The organism is Paraburkholderia unamae, assembly GCF_003268775.1.
In the GTDB taxonomy this organism is placed as follows: domain Bacteria; phylum Pseudomonadota; class Gammaproteobacteria; order Burkholderiales; family Burkholderiaceae; genus Paraburkholderia; species Paraburkholderia unamae.
Map to the genome: position 1 here is coordinate 194,814 of NZ_QLSU01000007.1, position 21,227 is coordinate 216,040.

Consider the following 21,227-nt stretch of genomic DNA (forward strand, 5'->3'; position numbering starts at 1 on the left):
CGTGCTGCGAACGGCTTTTCTGTCTGGTTCAATCGTGATGCAACGCCGTGCGCCCGCCATCGATGGTGATGCAGCTCGCGTTGATGAACGGCGCTTCGTCCGAGGCGAGGAACACCGCCGTCATCGCCACCTCCTCGGGCCGGCCGATGCGTTTCATCGGCGGCAGTTCCAGTGTGGCCTTGCGCGCCGCTTGCGGGTCGGGCTGCGCATTCCACCAGTCGTGCGTGAGCTGCGTTTCGATATAACCTGGCGCAATCGCATTCACGCGCACGTTGCGCGGCGCGTACTCGATGCCGAGCGCGCGCGTGAGGCCGATCACGCCATGCTTCGCGACCGGGTACGGAAAGCAGCCCGGAATGATCTGGAACGCGTGCGTCGAGGCGATGTTGATGATGCTGCCCGCCCGCCGCTCGACCATGCCCGGCAACACGGCGCGGCAGCCGTTCCACACGCCGTCCAGGTCGACGGCGAAGCAGCGGCGCCAGTCGTCGTCGGTCATCGTGAGCGGGTCGGCGAACACGTTGATGCCCGCGTTGTTCACGAGCACGTCCACCGGGCCGAGCGCGCGTTGCGCTTCGTCCACGGCGGCGCGCACCGAGGCGGGCTGCGTCACGTCGGTCTGCACGGCGAGCGTTCGCGCGCCCTCGATCGCACCGGCGATCTCGCGCGCGGTGGCGTCGGCGTTCGCGCCGTCGAGCTCCGCGAGCACGACGGCCGCGCCCTCGGCGGCGAACGCGCGCGCGATCGCCGCGCCAATGCCGCGTCCGGCGCCGGTCACGAGTGCGACCTTGCCCGTGAGCCGATTCACTTTGGCGCTCCGGGCGTGGCCTTCCAGCCTTCGATGAAAGCCAGCGCGTTCGCGCGCGTGGCGGCCGCGTCCTGGCCCGGCTTGTAGAGCGCCGATCCAAGGCCGAAGCCGCTCGCGCCCGCCGCGAGTTGCGGCCCCATGTTGTCGGGTTTCACACCGCCCACCGGCAAGAGCGGCACCACCGGCGGAATCACGGCGCGCCATGCCTTCGTCACGGCCGGGCCGAGTTGCTCGGCGGGAAACATCTTGAGCGCGTCCGCGCCGTGCCTGAGCGCGGCGAACGCTTCGGTCGGCGTGGCGACGCCGGGCACGCACGCGAGGCCCTGAAGCTTCGCGGCGAGGATCACGTCGGTGTCGGCGTGCGGCATCACGATCAGTTCGCCGCCGGCCTCGCGCACGTCGCGCACACGCCCGGTCGTGAGCACGGTGCCCGCGCCGATCATCGCGTCCTCGGGCAACGCCTCGCGCAGCGCCGCAATGCTGTCGAGCGGCTGCGGCGAATTGAGCGGGACTTCGATCATCCGGAAGCCCGCTTCGTAGAGCGCGCGGCCGTGTTCGGCGGCTTCGGCGGGCTTGATGCCGCGCACGATCGCGATCATGCGGCACGCGGCGAATGCGGCGACGAAGCCCGCATGGGGCGTGTAGGGGGCGGGCAGGTTCAGTTCGGCTTCCATGTCGGCTTCCTGTTGCTTCGTATCGGATTCGATTCGGCGGCGCTCACGCGCTAGCGCGGTGCGACAAGCCCCGCCTGCACGGCGATGCGCCACAGTCCAAGCTCGGTCGCGTGGCGCACGAGATGCGCGCCGCAGCCGAATGCGCCGAGCGCGAGCCGGTAACGCTCGCACAGCGCTTCCGCGCCGATCAGTTGCGGCGCGCAGCCCGCGAGCGACACGTCACGCCGCGCGAGCGCCGCTTCGAGGCCCGCGAGTTCGTGGCCGATCACAAGGCCAGAGAGATAGTCGGGTTGCTCGTCGGCGGCAAGCTGGCCCGTGAGGCCCAGCGTGCGGGAGCTGAACGCCGTGGCGAGCAGCCCCACGCAACCCTGCTCGCGCGCGACGCTCACACCGCGCAGGTACGCCGCGGTGTCGGGCTCGGCGGGATGCTTCATCGTGCGCCCGAGGATCGTATGCGCGCACAGCGCCGCGTAAATCTCGCCCGTCATGAAGGTGTAGAAGCGCGCAATGCGTTCACCCTCCACCACCACCCATTTCGCGTGCGTGCCCGGCAGGCCGATGAGCGCCGTTTGCGGCACCGCCTCGTCGCCCGTGGCCGCCAGCGCGCCGAAGATCTGCGTTTCCTCGCCACGCATGACGTTGGGTAGCGCGCCCGGTTCGAGCACGCCGGGCACCACGGCCACGTCCACGCCGCAGGCCGCGCGCACGCGCACGATGCCGGCCACCAGCGCCTGCGCGCTCGCGGGCGTTTCGACGTAGGGCGCCTGCACCCAGCCCTGGGCGCTGCCCACCATGCCGGCGGCGAGCACGGGCAAGGCGGGCGCCTCGCCGAGCCATACGCCACAGGCTTCGTCGAAGGCCGCGTCGAAGCCGCCCGCTTCGGCGGGCACCGGCAGATTCATGATCCCCGCCGTCGACATGCGCGTGGCGATCACCTTGCCCGCCGCATCGAAGAGATACGCGCGCAGCGACGTCGTGCCCCAGTCGAGCGCGATCAGCGCGGCTTTGCGGGCGATGGCGGCGTCGGTGGTCGCGTCGTGGGCGGCGGCGCTCTTGTCGGGCGACTTCATCGGCGAATCCTGCGCGTGGCGGGCTGCGGCGCGCGCCAGCCGAGTTCCTGCGAGATCGCGCGCGCTTCGCGCTGCACGACCGGAATCAGTTCGTCCATGCGCTCGAGCGGCATGTAGGGAATCGTGCTCGCCACCGAGAGCGCCGCCACGATCGCACCGGACGCGTCGCGCACAGGCGCCGCCACGCAGCGGATCGAAATTTCGTTCTCCTCCAGATCGAACGTGTACCCGCCCGCCGAGTAGGTCGCCATGCGCTTGAGGAACGTATCGGGTTCGAGGCTGTGGTCGGGCCGGAAGCTCACGCCCGCGAGCGTGCGGCGCGACGCGTCGAACAGGTCGCGCCACGACTGCGGCGCGAGGTCGAGCATCATCGCCTTGCCAATGCCCGTGGAGGCGAGCGGCATGCGGTGCCCCACGCGCGAGCGCATTTCCAGACCGCGCTGGCCGGGGATCTTGTCGATGTAGAGGACGTCGTCGCCGTCGCGCACGCCGAGGTGGATCGTGTCGAGCGTTTCGTCGGCGAGCGCCTGCAAGTGCGCGCGGGCAACGGCCGTGAGCGGCATCTGTTCGAGCGCGATGGTGCCGAGTTCGATGAGCTTGGGCCCGAGCAGATAACCGCCCTGCACCTGGCGCAGGTAGCGCGCCTGCACGAGGCTGGAGACGAGCCGGTGCGTGGTGCTGCGCGTCGTGCCGAGCACCGCGCCGAACGAGCGCAGGTCGCGCACGCCGGCGGCGGCGGCTTCGAGAATCGCGAGACCGCGCAGGAGCGTCTGGGTGCCGGCCTGCTGCATCGAGCCGTCGAGCAGCGTGCTCGCGAGGCCGATTTCATCGATGGCGGCACGGCCTTTGGGCTGCGCCTGCGCGGAGGATTCCGTGACGGCGGCCTCGTCGGGGAGGCTGGCAGCGAGAGTCTGGGACATCGCTTTGTTCATGGCGAGGGCGATGGAGGAATCGATGAGAGGCGCACGCCGTCAGGCGGCGCGCGAACCCTGCTTCGGGAGACGGCGATGCGCGAGGGGGCATCGGACAGAAAGCGGCGGGCGGCGCGTGGCCGCGCAAAGCGCTGGCTGAAGCATGGCGAACGTCTCCTTTGCTGTCCGGTTCGCCGCGCCTCTTGACGCATGCGCCGGATTTATCTGGGTCTGCCGACCGTGTTCGCCGCGTAAGGCGCGAACAGGACGTGTCGGATGGATTGGATTGTAGGCAGGTTCTTTTGAGTTCTCCAATATGTGATTGGGTCGCTCATATATTGGGAAATTTTCGTTTATCGCGCCCTTTTGCTGCCCTCTGCCGAACGGCTAACGAGGGCCGGAAGCTGGGCCGACCTTGACGCAGCAGAAGGCGCGGCCGCCCGAGCCTACAGAGACTTGAGCCACGTCATTCCCAGCGCAAACCGGGCCGCTCAACGCTCCGGAGGCTATATAAAATTTTATATAATCTTGACCAAGCCAAGCCGCTGGCGTTTTGCGGCAGTGCGCTCGCGGATCTGTGCGCGTTTCCGGTGCAGGTTCGTCAGGAGGCCGGGCGGCAGTTGCGCCGAGTCCAGCGCGGACTCGATCCGAGCGACTGGAAGCCTGTGAATCCCGTCGGGCGCGGCGCGCGCGAGATCCGTATTCGCGACGCGAACGGCGCGTTTCGTTTGATTTACGTCACGCATATCCGTGACGCCATCTACGTGCTGCATTGCTTTCAGAAAAAGTCTGAAAAAACAGCCTTCGCCGATCTTTCGCTTGCCGCGCGGCGCTATCGCGACGTGTTAAAAAAGGAGTCCCAACCATGAGTCATCGCAGCCACGAAAATCAGCGCTTCGACAGCGTCTGGGACGCGCTCGAAGCCACGCCCGAAGCCGCCCAGAACATGACATTGCGCTGCGATCTCATGATCGCGCTCGAAGAGCACATCAAGCGCAACAAGCTGAGCCAGACCCGGGCCGCCGCGCTGTTCGGCGTCACCCAGCCGCGCGTGTCGGACCTCATGCGCGGCAAGATCGACCTGTTCTCGCTCGATTCGCTCATCAACATGGCCGTGGCGGCCGGCATGAAGGTCGAGATGCGCATTACCGCCGCTACGCCGCACGATGGCGACACGCAAGAAAAAACGGCCGCCGGATAACTCCGGCGGCCGTTTCCTGTCGCATCAAATCGCGAACCGAGGCGCGCTTACTTCCCCGCCGGCGCCTTGTATGCCACGCAGTCGACCTCGACCTTGCAGTCCACCACCATGCTCGACTGCACGCAGGCGCGTGCCGGCGGATGCTCGCCAAAATACTCGCGAAACACCTTGTTGAACGAGGTGAAGTCGCGCGCGTCGTCCAGCCACACGCCGCAGCGCACCACGTGCTCCGCGCCGTAGCCCGCTTCCTTCAGGATGGCGAACAGATTCTGGATGGCCTTGTGCGACTGCTCGACGATGCCGCCGTTGATCACCTCGCCGCCTTCCATCGGCGTCTGGCCCGAGACGTACAGCCAACCGTCGGCTTCCACGGCGCGCGCGAACGGCAGATGTTGTCCGCCCTGGCCCTTGCCGCCTTCCGCTCCAATTCGTTTCATCGTTTGCTCCTTTGCAATCGTACGGCGTGCGCGGCTTCGTGAGCCACGCACGCCGGGGGTCGAAATTCGATCAATGACGTCTGCTTAAAAGGCGTTCGTCTCAGCCTGGATTTCGCGTTTGCCGCGCGCGACGAAGTGGCCCGCGCGCTCACCCGTGGGCTGACCGTCGCGGTACGAAAGCACGCCGTTCACCCACACCGCGTCGATGCCTTCGGCCACTTGCTGCGGCTTCTCGAAAGTCGCCGCGTCGCGCACCTTCGCGGGGTCGAACAGCACGAGGTCGGCATGCCAGCCCACGTGCACTTCGCCGCGCTGCGTGAGACCAAAGCGCCGCGCCGAAAGGCCCGTCATCTTGCGCACCGCTTCTTCGAGCGGCAGCAACGCCACATCGCGCGCGTAATGCCCGAGCACGCGCGGAAACGCGCCCCACAGGCGCGGGTGCGGCAACGGATCGTTGGGCAAGCCGTCAGAACCGACCATCGTGGCCGGATGCGAGAGGATGCGGCGCACATCGTCCTCGGACATGTTGTGATACACCGCGCCCGCCGGTTGCAGGCGCTTGCCCGCTTCCTGCTGCGAGACGCCCCACTCGGCCGCAATGTCCTTGATGAGCTTGCCCGCCTGCTCGGGGTGCGGCGTGGACCACGTGATCGTGATGTCGATGTCGCCGCTCACCTGCTTGAGGTCGAGCGTCGAGGAGCTGCGGCTGTACGGATAGCAGTCGCAGCCCACCGGCTGATACTTGCGCGCGCTTTCGAGCGAGGCGAGCACCTCCGTGCTGCGCCCCCAGTTCGAGGGCCCGGCGCACTTCAAATGCGAAATCACCACCGGCACACGCGCATGCTGGCCGATGTGGTACGCCTCGCTCATCGCTTCGAGAATCGCGTCGAACTCGGTGCGCATGTGCGTCGTGTAGAGCGCGCCCGCTGCGGCGAGCGGCTGCGCGAGCGAAGCGACTTCCTCGGTCGATGCTTCGAATGCCGAGCCGTAGGCGAGGCCCGTGGAAAGACCGAGCGCGCCGTGCGCCAGCGCATCTTCGAGCTGTGCGCGCATGGCCGCGATCTCGTCGCCCGTGGCGGCGCGCTTGAGGTCGTTCATGTGGTTGTTGCGCAGCGCCGTGTGGCCGATCAACGCGCCCACGTTCACGGCGGGCCGCGCCGCGTTCACGGCGTCGACATAGGCCGAAAAAGTCGGATAACTGAACGCCTCGCGCTCGCCGAGCAGATTCATCGGGTCGGGTGGATCGCCCTTGAGCGTCACGGGCGACGCGCTGATCCCGCAATTGCCGACGACCACCGTCGTCACGCCCTGGCTGATCTTCGGCAGCATTTGCGGCGAGCGGATCACGTGCGTGTCGTCGTGCGTGTGCACGTCGATGAAGCCCGGCGCGAGCGCGCGCCCGTTCGCCTCGATCACTTCCTCCGCGAGCCAGTTCGACAGATTGCCGATCGCGACGATGCGCCCGTCGCGCAGCGCCACATCGCGTTCGACGGGCGGCGCGCCGGTGCCGTCATAAAGCATCGCGCCGACGATCAGCGTGTCAGCGGCTTCGGGATGCGAATGCATACACGTCTCCTCAGGGTGGCTCTCGGTCCGATGCTCAGTCGCCGAGCGGCTGGCGTTCGCCGCCGCCGCCGCGATGCGCGTCGAGCGTGTGCTTCATGCGCCGCAGCAACTCGCGGCTCGCCTCGGGTTGGGCGAGCGCCAGTTCGGTGGCGAGCACGTCGAGTGCCATCATCATCGCGTAACGTGACGACGATGGCTTGTAGATGAAATCGGTCTCGCTCGCGACGATCGGCACGACCCAGTCGGCAAGGGCGGCGAGCGGTGAAGCGGGTGCGGTGAGCGCGATGAGCGTCGCGCCGTAATCGCGGGCAATGCGGCACGCATCGATCAGTTCGGGCACGCGTCCTGTTACGGACAGCGCGACGACCACGCATTCTTCGGAGACGGTGCTCGCCACCATGCGCTGCAACAGGCTGTCCTGGTAGGACGCGACCGGTCGGCCGAGGCGCACGAGGCGAAAACGCATTTCGTCGGCGAGCGCGCTGGAGCCGCCGCCCATGCCGAACACGTAGATCATGCGCGCGGCCCCCAGCGCCGCCGCGGCTTGCGCGAACGGCGCCTGGCGCAGCAATTCGTGGTTGCGTGCGAGCGCGGCGTGAATCTCGTCGTAGACGCGCGTGGCGAGCGGCTCGGGCGCGGCGTCCGCCACGTGCGCCGCACGTTCGCCGCCTTCAACGGCAGCGGCACCGACGCGCAGAAAACGTTCGCCCACCGCAGCCGCTTGCGCGAGCCGTAGCTTGAGTTCGCGCACGTCGTGGCAGCCCACGGTCTTGGCGAAGCGCGTGACCGAGGCGACGCTCACGCCCGCGCGCTGCGCGAGCTCGCCAATGCTCGCACGCGCGGCGCCGGCGAGATCGTCGAGAATGAGCGCGGCGACATCACGCTCGGCCGGACGCAGATCCGGCACGCATTGCGCAATGCGCGCGACGATGTCGAAGCGCGCCGGATCGGCGGCGGTATTCATCGCGGGGAGCCTGTTAGTAAATAACAATTCACGAAGCGATGTTACTTTGTGTACTATCTCCAAGTCAACGCCGGATCCGAAGAGACCGGCGCACCAGCGTCGCATGAAGCATATGGAGCGAAGGGAAATGAAAGTTACAAACTATCAGAGTGCAACGATCGACCCGAACAGCAAGGGGCTCGGCAACGTGCCGGGCGCGAGCGTGCCGCTCGGGGACGCGGGGCGCCTCGAATGGAATTTACTCGAAGAGGACGTGAGCCTGCCCGCTGCGGTGCTTTATGCCGACCGCGTCGAACACAACCTCAAGTGGATGCAGGACTTCGTCACGCGCTACGGCGTGAAGCTCGCCCCGCACGGCAAGACGACGATGGCGCCGCAGCTCTTTCGCCGCCAGATCGATACGGGCGCCTGGGGCATCACGCTCGCAACCGCACATCAAACGCGCGCCGCCTACCGTGGCGGCATCTCGCGCGTGCTGATGGCGAACCAGCTCGTGGGCCGCCGCAACATGGCGATCATCGCGGAGTTGCTGAGCGATGCGACCTTCGAGTTCTTCTGCCTCGTCGATTCGGTCGAAGGCGTGGAGCAACTGGGCGAATTTTTCCGCGCGTCGGGCCGCACGCTTCAGCTGTTGCTCGAACTGGGCGTGCCGCGGGGGCGCACCGGCGTGCGCGACACCGACACGCGCAACGCCGTGCTCGCGGCTATCGCGCGTTACCCCGATTCGCTCAAGCTTGCGGGCGTGGAGATTTACGAGGGCATCCTCAAGGAAGAAAGCGAAGTGCGCACCTTCCTGCGCGACGCGCTCAACGTCACGCAGGAACTCGCCGCCGCAGGCCGCTTCGCGCGCACGCCCGCGCTGCTCTCGGGCGCGGGCTCGGCCTGGTACGACATCGTGGCGGAGGAGTTCGCGCCGTCCACCCAGGCGGGCGCCATCGACGTGGTGCTGCGCCCCGGCTGCTACGTGACGCACGACGTGGGCGTCTACAAGCAGGCGCAGTCACAAATTCTCACGCGCAACCCCGTGGCGCGCGAAATGGGCGTGGCACTCCTGCCCGCGCTGCAACTGTGGGCCTACGTGCAGTCGATTCCGGAGCCGGGCCGCGCCATCATCGGCTTCGGCAAGCGCGACGCCGCCTTCGACGCGGGCTTTCCCGAGCCGTCGCGCCACTATCGCCCCGCCAACGGCGGCACGCCGCGCGAAGTGGCGGCGAGCGAAGGCTGGGAAGTGTTCCAGATGATGGATCAGCACGCTTACCTGAAGATCCCGGCGGGCGCCGATATCAAGGTCGGCGACATGATCGCGTTCGACATCTCGCACCCTTGCCTCACGTTCGACAAGTGGCGCCAGGTGCTGATGGTCGATCCGTCGTATCGCGTGACGGAAGTGATCGAGACGTTCTTCTGATCACGCTCCCTTGCCACGTTCTCTTGCGCGCTTCCAGCCGTTGCGCGACGAGGCGGCGCGTTGCACGCCGCCTCCTTCATCGGCAGGCATTCAGCCCGCCTCGGGCCCCTGCGCCTGCGCAATAAGCACAGGCGCCACGGCGGCTTCGCCGATGCGCGTCTCCATCATCCCGAGCGCGCCCGATAGCGCCGCGAGCGCGTCGTCGGGCAGCGACATCGTCTGGTTCAGGAACGCATTGCGGCGCGGCAGCCCGTCTTCGATGACGGCGCGGCCCGATCCGGTGAGCGTCACATTGGTGATGCGGTTGTCGCGCTGGTCGGCGCGGCGCTCGATCCAGCCGAGCGCTTCCAGCGCCTTCAACTGCCGCGTGAGCGCGCCGGGGTCCACGCGCAGCCGCTCGACGAGCCGCTTTTGCGACGACTCGCCGTTCTGGTCATAAAGCGCGAGCAAAATGCGCCAGCGCGGTAGCGGATGCCCGACCTGCGCCTCGAATGCCGACATGAACGCGCGATAAGTCCGCCCGAACTGCTGGACGATGGCGATGCGATCCTGAATTTCCATGTTTTGTTTTTTCCTGCGTGCCGACCTGGGCGCCCTGACCCGGTCACTCAATCCGCGTGAATCACGGGCTCGACTTTGCGCTGAAGCTTCACGGGTGGCACGCGCCGGGTCTGCCAGAACGAGACCAGCGCAATCACCGCCGCGAGTGCGATGCCAAGGTGAATCGCGCCTACGAGCGCCTCGCGCGCGGCCTCCAGCAAAGGCGCGCCATGATGCCCGGCGTGCGTGAGATCGGCGATGAGCGCGGTCTGCGCGTCGCGGTTGATGAGAATCTGCGGATCGGCGAGCTGCGGCAGCCAGTGCCCCGCTTGATCGGCTTCGAGCGCTTTTTGCACGCCGCTCGAATAGAGCTGCGTGACCATCGTGCCGGTGAGCGCCGTGCCGATCATGCCGCCGATCATGCGCAGCGACTGCAACAGCGCCGTGGCGATGCCGAGGTGCTCGCGCCCGGCGGTTTGCTGCGCGAACACGGTGAGATTCGGCATGACGAAACCAAGGCCGACGCCCGCCACGATCATGAACGCCATGAGCAGCCCGCGCGGCGTGCCGCGCGTGGCGAGCGACACCGCGAAGCAGGACGCCGCCAGCATGGCGAAGCCGATGTAGAGCATGAGATTCGGGTTGCGGATGCGCGAAACGATCCGCCCGTTCGCGATGCTGCCGATCGTGATGAACACCACGAGCGGCGTGATGACGACGCCCGCTTCCTTCGGCGTCATGCCGAAGCCGCCCTGGAACAGCAGCGGCGCGTAGAACAACAGCGAGAACATCGTGAAGCCGCCCAGCACGGCGAGCGTGAAAAGCGCGTTCAGGCTCGCGTTGCGGAACATGTCGACGGGCAGGATCGCCTGCGGGCAGCGCCGCTCCCACTGCCAGAGCGCCCAGCCGGCCGCCAGCGCCAGCGCGAGCAGGCCAAGGGCGGAGGTGCTCAGCCCATGCCCCGGCAACCGCTCGACGAAAAGCTGGAGACTGCCGAGCGCAACCGCGATGAGCAGCGCGCCGGGCCAGTCTAGCCGCATACGCGCCTCGTGCGCGACGTGGCGCAAATGCGGCAGGTACTTCCAGACGAAAAGGAGCGAAAGCAGGCCGACCGGCAGGTTCACGTAAAACACCGAACGCCAGCCGTAATACTGCGTGAGGAAACCGCCGAGCGACGGCCCGATCGCATTGGCGATGCCGAACGCCGAGCTCATCAGCACCTGCCAGCGCAGGCGCACCACGGAATCGGGAAAGAGATCGGGAATGCAGGCGAACGCGGTGCCCACGAGCATGCCGCCGCCGATGCCTTGCAGCCCGCGCGCGATCACGAGGAACAGCATGCTGTTGGCCGCGCCGCACAGCACGGAAGCGGCGGTGAAGACGACGATCGAGGCGATCACGAACGGCTTGCGCCCGTAGTAATCGCCGAGGCGGCCGAAAATGGGGACGGTGATGACCGAGGTCAGCAAGTACGACGTGGCGACCCACGCGTAGAGCTCGAAACCGCGCAGCTCGGCGACGATGGTCGGCAGCGCGGTGCCCACGACGGTCTGGTCGAGCGCGACGAGCATCGTCACGAATGAAACGCCGAGCATCGCGAGCAGCGACTCCCGGAACGGCAGAACCTGCCCGCTTGAGTGATGGGCGGCGGTATGAACGGCCATTTTTTGATCCAGCAACGGTTGACGCGTCAAAGATTCGCCATCATAGCACGGCCCAATCCACTACACTGGGGCGTCGAGCGGCGGCGACGCCCGCCTTTGCCGCCGCGATTCCGGGAGCGCAATTGGAACCCACCACCGAAGATCCGGCCCGCGAGGGCGCCATCTCGGCCTTCTCGGCTGCCGACCTCGACGCGCTGCGGCGCGCCAAACATGAACTCGAAACGCCGCCGCTTGGGATGAAGCTCGCGGCTATCGTCGGCGCGCCGGTGGAAAAGCTGATCGCGCGGCTACCGGGCGTCGCGAACGACAAGGTGACCGACGCGACGCAAGCCGCGTTGCGCAAATGCCTGCGGCTCGCGCTGAAAACACTCGGCAAGCCTGGCGCGCTCGCGGCGCCGAATGGCGGAAACGGCGGGAGTGAGGTCAATGGCGAGCCCGGCGTGGGCGCGAAGCCCAGCAACCTGCTCCACAAGTTCGCCGTGGCGACCACGGGCGCGGCGGGCGGCGCCTTCGGCCTTTTCGCGCTGCCCGTGGAACTGCCCGTCACGACCACGCTGATGTTCCGCTCGATCTGCGACATCGCGCGCAGCGAAGGCGAGGATCTGAAAAGCCCCGACGCGCAGTTGCAATGTCTCACCGTGTTCGGCATGGGCGGCCGTTCGGCCGCCGACGACGAAGCCGACTTCGGCTATTTCATCCTGCGCGGCGCGCTGGCGAAGGCGGTGTCGAAGGCATCGTCGGAAATGGCGACGAAGGGTTTCGCCGCGCACGGCTCGACGGCGCTGCTCAAGCTCATGCAAACCGTGGCCGCGCGCTTTTCCGTGCAGGTGAGCGAGCAGGTCGCCGCCAAGTCGATACCGGCCATCGGCGCGGTGCTCGGCGCGATGGTCAACACCGTCTTCATCGACCACTTCCAGCAGGTGGCCCACGGGCACTTCACCGTGCGCCGGCTCGAACGCCGCTATGGCGAAGCCGCCGTGCACGCAGCCTATGACGCGATCGACGTCTCGCTCGATTGAGGCGGGCGCGGGTTCTCGCTGTCGTGCGCGTCGGCAGCGGCAACGCGGCGCGCAAATTGCGCGGCGACGTGGAGCGTGCTGCGCGCCTCGGGCATGAAGGGCGCGTAGATCGGCCAGATGTGCGGCAGACCGCGCGCGATCTCGCACTCCACCACCACCCCGGCGCCCCGTGCGCGTTCGACCACGCGGCGCGTGTCGTCGAGCAGCGTTTCCGTGCTGCCCACGAAAAGGCTTAGCGGCGGCAAGCCGCGAAAGTCGGCATAGAGCGGCGAGGCGTAAGGGTCGGTCGCGCTGGCCGATCCCAGGTAGAACGGCGCGATGCGGGCGAATACACCGCCGCTGAACATCGGATCGCGGCCGTCGTTCTCGCGTATCGATGCGCCCGTCGCCGCGAGATCGGTCCAGGGTGAAAAGAGCACTGCGCCCGCCGGAAGCGGATCGCCCGCATCGCGCAGCGCGATGAGCGTCGCGAGCGCAAGGCCGCCGCCCGCCGAATCCCCGCCGATCACGATGGAGCCGGGCCGCCTGCCGTCCGCCAGCAAGCGGCGATAAGCGGCGAGCGCATCGTCGAGCGCCGCCGGAAACGGATGCTCGGGCGCGAGGCGATAGTCGAGCGAAAAGACATCGGCATCGGCTCGCTTGCCGAGACCAAACGAAATCGCGCGCTGCGAGCGCGGCGAGCAGAAGTAATAGCCGCCGCCGTGGAGATACAGAAACGTGCGCTGCGCGGGCGAGCGCTCGCAGATGAGCCACTCGCCGCGCAAAGGGGCATCGGATGCGGCGTACTGCTCGCGCAGGCGCCAGCCGTGCGGCACGCCCGGCGTCCAGATGCGCCTCGCGGTGAGCCTGCGCACGCGCGCGACGTCGATCGACTTGCGCGTTTCAGGCAGGAAGGTGCGGCGCAAGAAGCCGCAGATCAGCCTGCACTGCCAGCTCATCATCGGCTCCCCTTTCGCACGGCGTCACGTGGCAGGCTGAAGATCGAACGACGCTCAGTTGGCGGGCAGAACCTGGCCGCGAATTTCGCCCGAAGGGTTCTGCGCCGTATGAACGTTGAAGTACCACTGGCCGCCCATCAACTGGGTGACCTGCTGCTCGTTGAGCGTGGCCGAACCCTTGATCGGGCTGGCCTGCTCGCCCTTCGGAATCGGCACCTGCACACCCGCGTTCTGGCCAACCGGCGCCGGGCCGTGGAAGTGCGCGGCCGTCGCCGGGCCTGACAGACCTTCGTAGGTGACGGTCCAGTTCAGCGACTTCGTGGACGTGTCGAAGGTCGCGTTGAGCATGCCGTGGCCCTGGCTCACGCGCGGCGGCACTTCGCTGGACGGTTCGAGATCGGCCTTCAGCGCGACGGTATCGGCGAATGCGGCGCTGGAAGCAAGGACACACAGAGCGAGAGCGAGCTGGAGCGGGCGAAGCGCTTTCATGGAATTTCTCCTGTTGTTGTGGCGCGCTGCACCAGAAGGCCGCAGTCGCGCTCCCACATGCTAGAGCAAATCCGCGAGGCGCGTCCGGTGCGCCGATGTCGGCGCAACGTAAGCTTGCGGGGAATAAAAAAGGGCGCCGCAAGCGGCGCCCATCAACCCAAGTACTACCTTCTTGCCATCCGGTGCGACACATTCCCGATCGCGCTGCTTGTGGCGAACGCAACCAGGAACGCGACGACCCCGAATTCTTCTTAGAAGCGGTGACGGATACCCGTCGTGACGATGCCCTGGTTCTTGCTCGACGAGTAGTTGTCGTTGCCCTGGAAGCCCACTTGCGTGATGCCCGCCGCGTTCTGGCCCGCGCCCCACACGCCCACGCCTTCGAGGTAGACATCGGTGCGCTTGGAGAGCGCGTAGTCGGCCTGCAAACCGAACTGGTTCCAGTGCGCCGAAGCGCTGCCGGTCCCGGCGTCGATAGCCGCGCCGTTCGCGTTCGTGTACGCGTACATCGCACCAATGCCGAGCGCCGGCGTCAGGTTGTAGCGGAAGTTCGCTTCGATGTTGTTGTAACGCACCGAATCGATGAGCCGGCCATCGAGACGCGACTGCGTGAACACAACGCCGCCGACCATCGGACCATAGGTGTAGCTGCCGCCTACGCCCCAGGTGCGCTGACGGTTACCCGAGCCGATCGATGCGTACGTGCTCGCAAGCGACGAGCCCTGAACCGCGCCGCTGCCGGTGCTATCCACGCCATTGATCTGCGTGTAAGCCGCGGCGAGGCGCAGCCCCTGGTTCGCGTAGCTCATGCCGGCGCTGTACGCGCGGTTGACTGCGAAACCGCCGGCCTGGTTCGAGAATGCGTACATGCCGCCGAACTGGAAGCCCGAGAAGTTCGGGCTGGTGTACTTGATCGAGTTGTTGAGCGAGAACGTGCCGTTCAGGTTGTCGTTGTCGATCAGGTGCGCCGTGTAGGTGCCGCCCCAGGTGCCGACTGCGGTGAGCGGCGCGATGTAGTCGACCATCGAGTCGAACTGACGGCCGAACGTGAGCGTACCGTACTGCTCTTGCGTCAGACCGACATACGATTGACGATTGAACAGGCCGCCGTTTTGCTGGCCATTCGTGACGTTAAAGCCGCTTTCCAACGTGAAGATCGTCTTCAGCCCGCCGCCGAGATCCTCGACGCCGCGCAAGCCCCAACGGCTCGCCTGAATGTTGCCGCTCGTCAGCGCGTAGTTGGCGTTGCCGTTCACGTCCGTCGTGTACGTAAAGCCGGCATCGACGATACCGTATAGCGTGACGCTGCTTTGCGCGTACGACGCCGATGCAAAAGTCGCAGCGACTGCCGCCGCGAGAGCGAGTTTCTTTTTCATATGCTTCCTTCGATGCAAGGCCTTTCGGCAAAAGTGGATGCCGTCGCCGGCCTCACGCCGGCATAGCGTTTCCTTGGCGCGGTGAATGCATCACCGCATTGATTGGCATGTCGAAGTTTATGGGCGTCGCTTTCGAGCGGGCCACCCTGCATCCCGGCAAAAGATTTTTCGAATTAATTGAATTTACCTGTCGTTAACCCTCAATCGCTTACCCCTCAATGCTCACGACCTATCTCATTTTTATGGGCAGTAACACCGTTGATACGGTATCCCAATAAAATGTTGCCGCGAGACAACAGGCTCAATTCAGGATAAGGCGGCGATTCGGACGATTCCCATTCCTTCCGGCCTACGTGGATCGGTACTATCCGTCACGGCAGGCGCCAAGCGTCATCCACTTGCCATCCGCTTGCCATTCATTCGTCAGCCTTTGCGCCGCGTCGGCTTTCCATAGCAGTCCATATCAGCACATGTCCCCACTTCCCAAGAACATGAATCAGCTCCAGGCCATGCGCGTGTTCGTGAGCGTCGCGGAGCACGGATCGTTCGGCCGTGCGGCCGCGAGTCTGAACATGTCGAACGCGGTGGTCACGCGCTATGTGGCGTTGCTCGAAGCGCATCTGGAAACGCGGCTGCTCAACCGCAACACGCGCAGCGCCTCGCTCACCGAAGCGGGTCTGGCGTATGCGCAGGGCTGCCGCCAGGTTCTCGACGACCTGGAGCGCATAGAAACGCAGATCGCCCACGGCGTGTCGGTGCCCTCGGGCACACTGCGCGTGGTCGCGCACGCCTCGTTTTCGCTGCACGATCTCACGCCCATGCTCAAGCGCTTTCTCGCTGCGTTTCCGAAAGTGCGGCTTTCGCTCACGCTGCTGCACCGCCCCGTCGATCTGATCGAGGAAGGCTTCGACGCCGGCATCGTCGCGCCGCGCCAGGTGAGCGGCGGCACGCTCATCCGCCGGCCGCTCGTGAGCGTGGCGCCCGTCGCCGTCGCCGCGCCCGCGTATCTGGCCTGTCACCCCGCACCGCACCGCCCCGGCGATCTCGAATTGCACACGCTGCTCGCGCCCTCCGCCGACATCCACGGCAACGAATGGCACTTCGAGGGCCCCGACGGCGCGCGCGAGCCGGTGCTGATCGCGCCCGCCTACGCCGTGAATAATTCCGTCATGCTGCGCCAGGCCGCGATCGCGGGCATGGGCATCACCATCCTGCCCGCGAATCAGGTGAGCGCCGATCTCGCGCAAGGCCTGCTCGTCCGTGTACTGTCAGAGTGGGAAATCCGCGACGCGGACAAGGAACTCTCGCTCGTCTACCCCGGCCGCCGTCATGTACCGGCAAAAACACGCTCGTTCGTTGACTTCACCGTCGAATGGTTTCGCAAGCGCGACGACGCCTCGGCAGGCGTGATTACGAGCACTTCTTGTAATAGTTAATTGATCGAATTTGTCTCGATTTCTCTTCGCGCGCCGACTAAGCTAGGAAATGCGAGAAGTGACTCTTTATTGAAGGGTCTCCAACCTTGAACGCGGCTTCGGCCGCGTTTTTTTTCGCCTGTTTTCCGCGCTGCGCATGACGTATGCGTCATGCGCCCCATTCATGCGAGCAATGCGGCCTGCTGCTCGATGCCGCCGAGCATGGCCTGGCACGTGCGAATGAGCGCATAACCCTCTTCGCGCAATTGCGCGGCTGTGTGACTGTTCATATGACTGCGGAACGTCTCCAGCTCGGCGAGCAGCGCAGGATATTGCAACACGCCCACGGCGCCCGCGAGCCGATGATGCCACTCGCGCAAGCGCTCGATATCCACGTGTTCGAGCAGCGGCGGCAACGCTTCGAGATCGTCGCGCATGGCGGAGACGAATGAGCCGAGCAGCGTCTTGACAGTCGCCTCGCCGCCCCAGACCTGGATCATGTGCGCGAGATCGAGTGGTTCGAACGGACGAGCGCTTGCGGACCGCTCGCCCGGCGCACCCGAACCGGAACCCGATGCAATCCCGGCACCCGCCGACGGTCCTTGCGCGAGCGCGTCGCGTGCGGCGTCGTCGAGCAGCGCGCGCTGCACGCCCTCCACGCCGAACCAGCGCGCGAGATGCTCGCGCAGCGTGGCCACGCGCGTGGGCTTGATGAGGCAATCGTCCATGCCGGCCTCGCGGCATTGGCTCATGTTCTCGGGCGCCGTATTCGCGGTGATGCCGACGATCGGCAAATGCAGTCCGCCACCGGTTTCGCGCTCCGCCTCGCGCACGCGCCGCGCAAGATCGTAGCCCGATACGTTCGGCATATGACAGTCGGTAATGAGGCAGCCGTATTCGCAGCCGGCGAGCGCTTCGAGCGCCTGTGCACCGTCGTCGACGACATCGCATGCAAAGCCGATCAGCGCGAGCTGATGGCGAATCAACTCCTGGTTCACCGGATGATCTTCCGCAACGAGGATGAGACGGCCGGCCGCCAGCTCCTTTTCCCGGTCGGGCGTGGGGAGCGTGGTCTCGGCGTCGGCTGCCGGTCGCGGCGGCACCGCCGCCTTGACCGGCAGGCCAGCCAGCGCCATCGCACAGGCCGCGCTCAAGCCGCGCCAGGACAGCGGATTGACGCTCACGCGCACGCCGTTTTCCGCCACGCGGTAGCCGCTCGGTTTCGGGTTCTCGGTCAGGCAAAGCACGGGGGCACCGAGCTTGCCCAGCTCCCCGGCCAGCGCTTCAGACGCGAACACCAGATCGGCCTGCCCCGCCCGCGCCGCGCGCATGAGGTGCGCGGGCTCCACACGACGCATCTTCATGCCGAGCGCGATGCCAAAGTGCATCAACGCGGCGACCACGCTCTCCTCCTCGCACGCGACGAGCGCGCGTTTGCCCCGCAGCCCGCGCGCCACGCAGGAACGCGTCTCCACCGGCAATTCGATATGCAACGTGAGACAGGTGCCGCGATCGAGTTCGCTGCGCAACTCGAGCGTCCCGCCCATCAGCGCCGCGAGCTTGCGGCAGATCGTGAGACCGAGACCCGTGCCGCCAAAGCGCCGCGTGGTCGAAGTCTCGGCCTGCACGAAGGGCTCGAAGAGCTGCGCCTGAGCCTCGGGGGCGATGCCGATGCCGGTGTCGGTCACCGAAACCGAGAGCCGTTGGCAAGCCGGCCCGTCGCCACGGCCGCTGCGCTCACCCAGATCGCGCGCGCCAACGTGCACGCTCACATCGCCCGCCGGCGTGAACTTGATGGCGTTGCCGAGCAGGTTAAAGAGAATCTGGCGCAGCCGCACGCTGTCTCCGCGCAGAAGCGCCGCCACGCCCGGCTCCACGTCCACGCGCACCTTCAACCCCTTCTCGTGCGCACGCGCGGCGAGCAGGCCGACCGCGTTGTCGACGAGCCCGCGTACGTCGAACGGCTGCGATTCGATCACGAGGTGCCCGGCCTGGATCTTCGAGTAGTCGAGCAGGTCGTCGAGAATCTGTAGCAGCGCGCCCGCCGACTCGTGCACCATGCCGACCATCTGCGTCTGGTCGAGGTTCAGCGGCGTGCGCTCGAGCACCTCCACGAGGCCGAGCACACCGTTCATCGGCGTGCGGATCTCGTGGCTCATCATGGCGAGAAAATCGTCCTTCGCGCGCGAGGCCGCCTCGGCTATGTCTCGCGCATGTTCGAGTTCGTCGGCGCGCATATGCTCGACGTTCGCGTCCACCGCATAGCCGCTCCAGACGATCGCGCCGTCGTCGGCGCGGCGCGGCGCGAATTCGGCCCGCACCCACACGAGGCCCGCCGCGCCATGAAAGCGGAACTCGGCATGCACCGGCACGAACCGGCGCGCCGAGCGTTCGAGCCGCGAAGCGAGGCGCGCGCGGTCGTGCCGGTGCACGCGCGCGAGATCGACCGAGCTGGCGTGGCGCAGCGCGTCGGCGGTGTCGCCGAGCAGCCGCTGCGTGTCGCCGCCGATATAGGGAAACGAGTAATGGCCGTCCGGCGCGCGGCGCAACTGGAACACGATGGCCGGCAGCGAAGCCGTGACGTCCGAGAGCAGCCGCTCCGACTCGCGCGCGCGCAACTCGGCGTGGCGAATGTCGGTGACGTCGATCATGGTGCCGAGCACGCAGAACGGCGCGCCTTGCAGGTCGCGGCACAGGCGCGTCCAGAAGATGCCGTGACGGGCTTCGCCCGCCGCGCTTTCGAAGATCAGCTCGACCCGCTGGCTCTCGCCCTCGGCGATCGTGAGCCGGTAGAGCTCGTCCATGCGCAGGCTGTTTTCGGGCCCCCAGGCGTTGACGGCCGCGCCCGTGCGCCCAAGCACCGCAGCGCGTTGCAAGCCCGTCGCCTCCTCGTAGGCGCGATTGAGCGCGAGATAGTGGTTTTCGAGATCCCGGGCGCCGAGCGGATACGGGATCATCTCCATCATCGTGTCCTGCAACTCCACCTGGCGCGCGAGCACCTGCTCGGCGCGGCGGCGGCGGCGCATCTCGCGCTGCAACAACACGTAAGCGCGTAGCGTGACGAGCAGCAGCACGGCGGAAACGATCAGGAGCGGCAGCAGACGCAGCGCGTTCACGCTCCAGCCGCCGGAGCGCGTGGCGGTGGCGGCGGTCCAGCGGTTGCGGATCTGCTGCTGCTCGACGGGCGACATCGCCCCGAGCGCGCGATCGATGAGCCGCGCGAGCGGCGCGAGGTCGCAACGCACAGCGAAGACCGTTGAGTCGTCCACGCCCACCGCGCCCAGCACCTTCAGCGTGTCGAGGTAGGCGGCGCTGAGCGGCACGTCGAGCGCAGCGGCGTTGCCCACCAGCACGTCGGCGTCGTTGCGCGCGACCATCGCGAGGCCTTCATCGAGGCTGCCCACGCGCACTGCATGCGTGCCAACCGGATTGCCGCGCCCCATGCGCAGCAACGCCTCCAGTTCGGGCGCGTGCGGCGCGAGCGCGATGCGGCGGCCCGTGAAGTCGGCGAGCGAGCGCGCCATCGGCTCGTCGCGGCGCCCCACCATCACGAGCGGATAGTGTTCGAAGGACTCCGTATAGAGCGTGCCGGCGCCGATCGATCCGTCGTTCACCGAGGTCGCGGCAAGCGCGATCTCGCCACGCTCCATGGCGTCCCCGGCTTTCGTCCAGGGATAGAACGGCACACGCTCGAAGGTGATGCCGAGGGTGCGGGAAAGATAGTCGAGATAGTCGTTGGCCATGCCCGAGGGCGCACGGTCCCGGTTCGTGAAGCTGAACGGCAGCCACGCCGTGTCGTAGCCCACCTTCAGCGGCGGCAGCGTGCGCAGCCACGCGCGTTCGTCGGCGCTCAGGCTGAACGAGGGCGACGCGGCGTCCTGGCGCGCGCCGCCGTCGAGCCAGCGTGCACGCACGGCCGCCGCCGGAGCGGGTCGCACGCCCGCCAGCAGCAGGTCGAGCCGATCGCGCAGCACCGACTTCGAAACCGGCACGGCGTAGCGCAACTCGCGCATACGGTCGCGCTCCTCGAAGGCGACACGCAGGTCGCGAAAATCTTCCAGCGAGAGCTGGTAGCGTGCCACCGGCGCGAAACCCGCGTAGATGTCCGCGCTGCCCAGGGCGACGGCGTGCAGCGCGGCCGGCGTGCTCACGAACGTTTCGATGCGCGCCTGGGGAAAGCGCTCGCGCAAGGCGGATTCGAGTGCATAGCCGCGCTCGACCGCGAACGTCGCGCGCGCGAGGCGCGCGGGCTGGGTCGCGAGCGCTCCCTTGCCCGCGCGCGTGACGAATGCCGTCGTGCCGTTCAGATAAGGCACCGTGAAGGCGAGACAGCGTTCGCGCGACGGCGTGCGCGCGAGGCTCATGACGATGTCGATGTCGCCCGCACAGGCTGCCGTGAGCAACGCGGGCATATCCGCAAAGATGCGCGGTTGCAGTTTCACGCCCGCGCCCGCCAGCAGATGCAGATAGTCGGCGCTGAAGCCCGTGAGCGTGGCGCCGTCGAAGACCTCGAGCGGTGCCCAGCCCCCCGCGACCACCCCGACGACGAGCCGCGGCGGCAACGCCGTGGACACTTCGCGCGCGAGCTCGACGGATTCGCCAGGCGGCTCGCACGAAGGTGCGGCGTGCGCCGCCAGCGTGCCGAGCGCGAGCGCGCACGCGAGCACACCCACGCGCCACCATGCGGCAAGGCGCGCGCCCGGACCGGCGATGCGGATAATTGATTTCATGGGCACACGGCGCGGCA

18 protein-coding genes are annotated in these 21,227 nt (G+C 67.1%); 5 read left to right on the forward strand and 13 right to left on the reverse strand.

What is annotated here, in order from left to right; translation table 11 throughout:
- Positions 1-28: 28 nt before the first annotated feature.
- From C7401_RS14060 to C7401_RS14075, 4 genes are read right to left on the reverse strand one after another with little or no spacing between them, the layout of a single operon-like run.
- The gene (locus C7401_RS14060; RefSeq protein ID WP_112171988.1) at positions 29-808 is read right to left on the reverse strand and encodes an SDR family oxidoreductase; all 780 of its coding nucleotides are present in this window, start codon (positions 806-808) and stop codon (positions 29-31) included.
- Complete coding sequence (locus tag C7401_RS14065; RefSeq protein WP_112171989.1) at positions 805-1,482, reverse strand: 2-dehydro-3-deoxy-6-phosphogalactonate aldolase; 678 nt, start codon at positions 1,480-1,482, stop codon at positions 805-807. The genes C7401_RS14060 and C7401_RS14065 overlap by 4 nt, the downstream gene beginning before the upstream one ends.
- 50 nt (positions 1,483-1,532) lie before the next feature.
- Complete coding sequence (locus tag C7401_RS14070; RefSeq protein WP_112171990.1) at positions 1,533-2,552, reverse strand: 2-dehydro-3-deoxygalactonokinase; 1,020 nt, start codon at positions 2,550-2,552, stop codon at positions 1,533-1,535.
- Entirely contained in the window at positions 2,549-3,472 is a 924-nt protein-coding gene (locus C7401_RS14075) for an IclR family transcriptional regulator (protein WP_224044517.1), read from the reverse strand. Before C7401_RS14075 ends, C7401_RS14070 begins: the two co-directional genes overlap by 4 nt.
- Positions 3,473-4,038: 566 nt before the next feature.
- Between C7401_RS14075 and C7401_RS14080 the strand changes: the two genes are divergently transcribed.
- Both C7401_RS14080 and C7401_RS14085 read left to right on the forward strand, forming a co-directional pair.
- Positions 4,039-4,332 carry a type II toxin-antitoxin system RelE/ParE family toxin gene (locus tag C7401_RS14080; protein ID WP_258397069.1) on the forward strand — a complete coding sequence of 98 codons (294 nt, stop codon included), beginning with the start codon at positions 4,039-4,041 and terminating at the stop codon, positions 4,330-4,332.
- Positions 4,329-4,664 (forward strand): helix-turn-helix domain-containing protein, encoded by a 336-nt coding sequence (locus C7401_RS14085; protein WP_112171993.1) that lies wholly within the window; start codon positions 4,329-4,331, stop codon positions 4,662-4,664. The genes C7401_RS14080 and C7401_RS14085 overlap by 4 nt, the downstream gene beginning before the upstream one ends.
- A 47-nt stretch (positions 4,665-4,711) precedes the next feature.
- On the opposite strand, the gene C7401_RS14090 is transcribed toward C7401_RS14085, so the two are convergent.
- The 3 genes from C7401_RS14090 to C7401_RS14100 form a co-directional block, all read right to left on the reverse strand.
- Entirely contained in the window at positions 4,712-5,101 is a 390-nt protein-coding gene (locus C7401_RS14090) for a RidA family protein (RefSeq protein ID WP_028201897.1), read from the reverse strand.
- An 84-nt stretch (positions 5,102-5,185) separates the two neighbouring features.
- Entirely contained in the window at positions 5,186-6,667 is a 1,482-nt protein-coding gene (locus C7401_RS14095) for an N-acyl-D-amino-acid deacylase family protein (protein ID WP_112171994.1), read from the reverse strand.
- A gap of 34 nt (positions 6,668-6,701) precedes the next feature.
- The gene (locus C7401_RS14100) at positions 6,702-7,631 is read right to left on the reverse strand and encodes a MurR/RpiR family transcriptional regulator (RefSeq protein WP_112171995.1); all 930 of its coding nucleotides are present in this window, start codon (positions 7,629-7,631) and stop codon (positions 6,702-6,704) included.
- 127 nt (positions 7,632-7,758) lie between these two features.
- Between C7401_RS14100 and C7401_RS14105 the strand changes: the two genes are divergently transcribed.
- Positions 7,759-9,039 (forward strand): amino acid deaminase, encoded by a 1,281-nt coding sequence (locus C7401_RS14105; protein WP_112171996.1) that lies wholly within the window; start codon positions 7,759-7,761, stop codon positions 9,037-9,039.
- Positions 9,040-9,129: 90 nt separating this feature from the next.
- On the opposite strand, the gene C7401_RS14110 is transcribed toward C7401_RS14105, so the two are convergent.
- Together C7401_RS14110 and C7401_RS14115 are read right to left on the reverse strand one after the other, a co-directional pair.
- The gene (locus C7401_RS14110; RefSeq protein ID WP_112171997.1) at positions 9,130-9,600 is read right to left on the reverse strand and encodes a MarR family winged helix-turn-helix transcriptional regulator; all 471 of its coding nucleotides are present in this window, start codon (positions 9,598-9,600) and stop codon (positions 9,130-9,132) included.
- A 47-nt stretch (positions 9,601-9,647) separates the two neighbouring features.
- Positions 9,648-11,243 carry an MDR family MFS transporter gene (locus tag C7401_RS14115; protein ID WP_112171998.1) on the reverse strand — a complete coding sequence of 532 codons (1,596 nt, stop codon included), beginning with the start codon at positions 11,241-11,243 and terminating at the stop codon, positions 9,648-9,650.
- Between the two features lie 122 nt (positions 11,244-11,365).
- Here C7401_RS14115 and C7401_RS14120 point away from each other — a divergent pair, with 122 nt between their 5' ends.
- Positions 11,366-12,262, forward strand: a complete 897-nt coding sequence (locus C7401_RS14120; protein ID WP_258397061.1) for an EcsC family protein — start codon at positions 11,366-11,368, stop codon at positions 12,260-12,262.
- Here the strand turns inward: C7401_RS14120 and C7401_RS14125 are convergent.
- The 3 genes from C7401_RS14125 to C7401_RS14135 all read right to left on the reverse strand — a co-directional run bounded on the left by C7401_RS14125 (position 12,232) and on the right by C7401_RS14135 (position 15,065).
- Positions 12,232-13,200 (reverse strand): alpha/beta hydrolase, encoded by a 969-nt coding sequence (locus C7401_RS14125; protein WP_112171999.1) that lies wholly within the window; start codon positions 13,198-13,200, stop codon positions 12,232-12,234. The genes C7401_RS14120 and C7401_RS14125 overlap by 31 nt on opposite strands.
- Before the next feature lie 54 nt (positions 13,201-13,254).
- A complete protein-coding gene (locus tag C7401_RS14130; protein ID WP_112172000.1) occupies positions 13,255-13,689 on the reverse strand; it encodes a CHRD domain-containing protein in 435 nt (144 codons plus the stop codon).
- A 251-nt stretch (positions 13,690-13,940) separates the two neighbouring features.
- On the reverse strand, positions 13,941-15,065 hold the full coding sequence (locus C7401_RS14135; protein ID WP_112172001.1) for a porin: 1,125 nt from the start codon (positions 15,063-15,065) through the stop codon (positions 13,941-13,943).
- 470 nt (positions 15,066-15,535) lie between these two features.
- Here C7401_RS14135 and C7401_RS14140 point away from each other — a divergent pair, with 470 nt between their 5' ends.
- Positions 15,536-16,501: a LysR family transcriptional regulator gene (locus C7401_RS14140; protein ID WP_258397062.1), complete on the forward strand. Its 966-nt coding sequence runs from the start codon at positions 15,536-15,538 to the stop codon at positions 16,499-16,501.
- Between the two features lie 161 nt (positions 16,502-16,662).
- On the opposite strand, the gene C7401_RS14145 is transcribed toward C7401_RS14140, so the two are convergent.
- Positions 16,663-21,210, reverse strand: a complete 4,548-nt coding sequence (locus C7401_RS14145; RefSeq protein ID WP_112172003.1) for an ATP-binding protein — start codon at positions 21,208-21,210, stop codon at positions 16,663-16,665.
- Positions 21,211-21,227 lie beyond the last annotated feature (17 nt).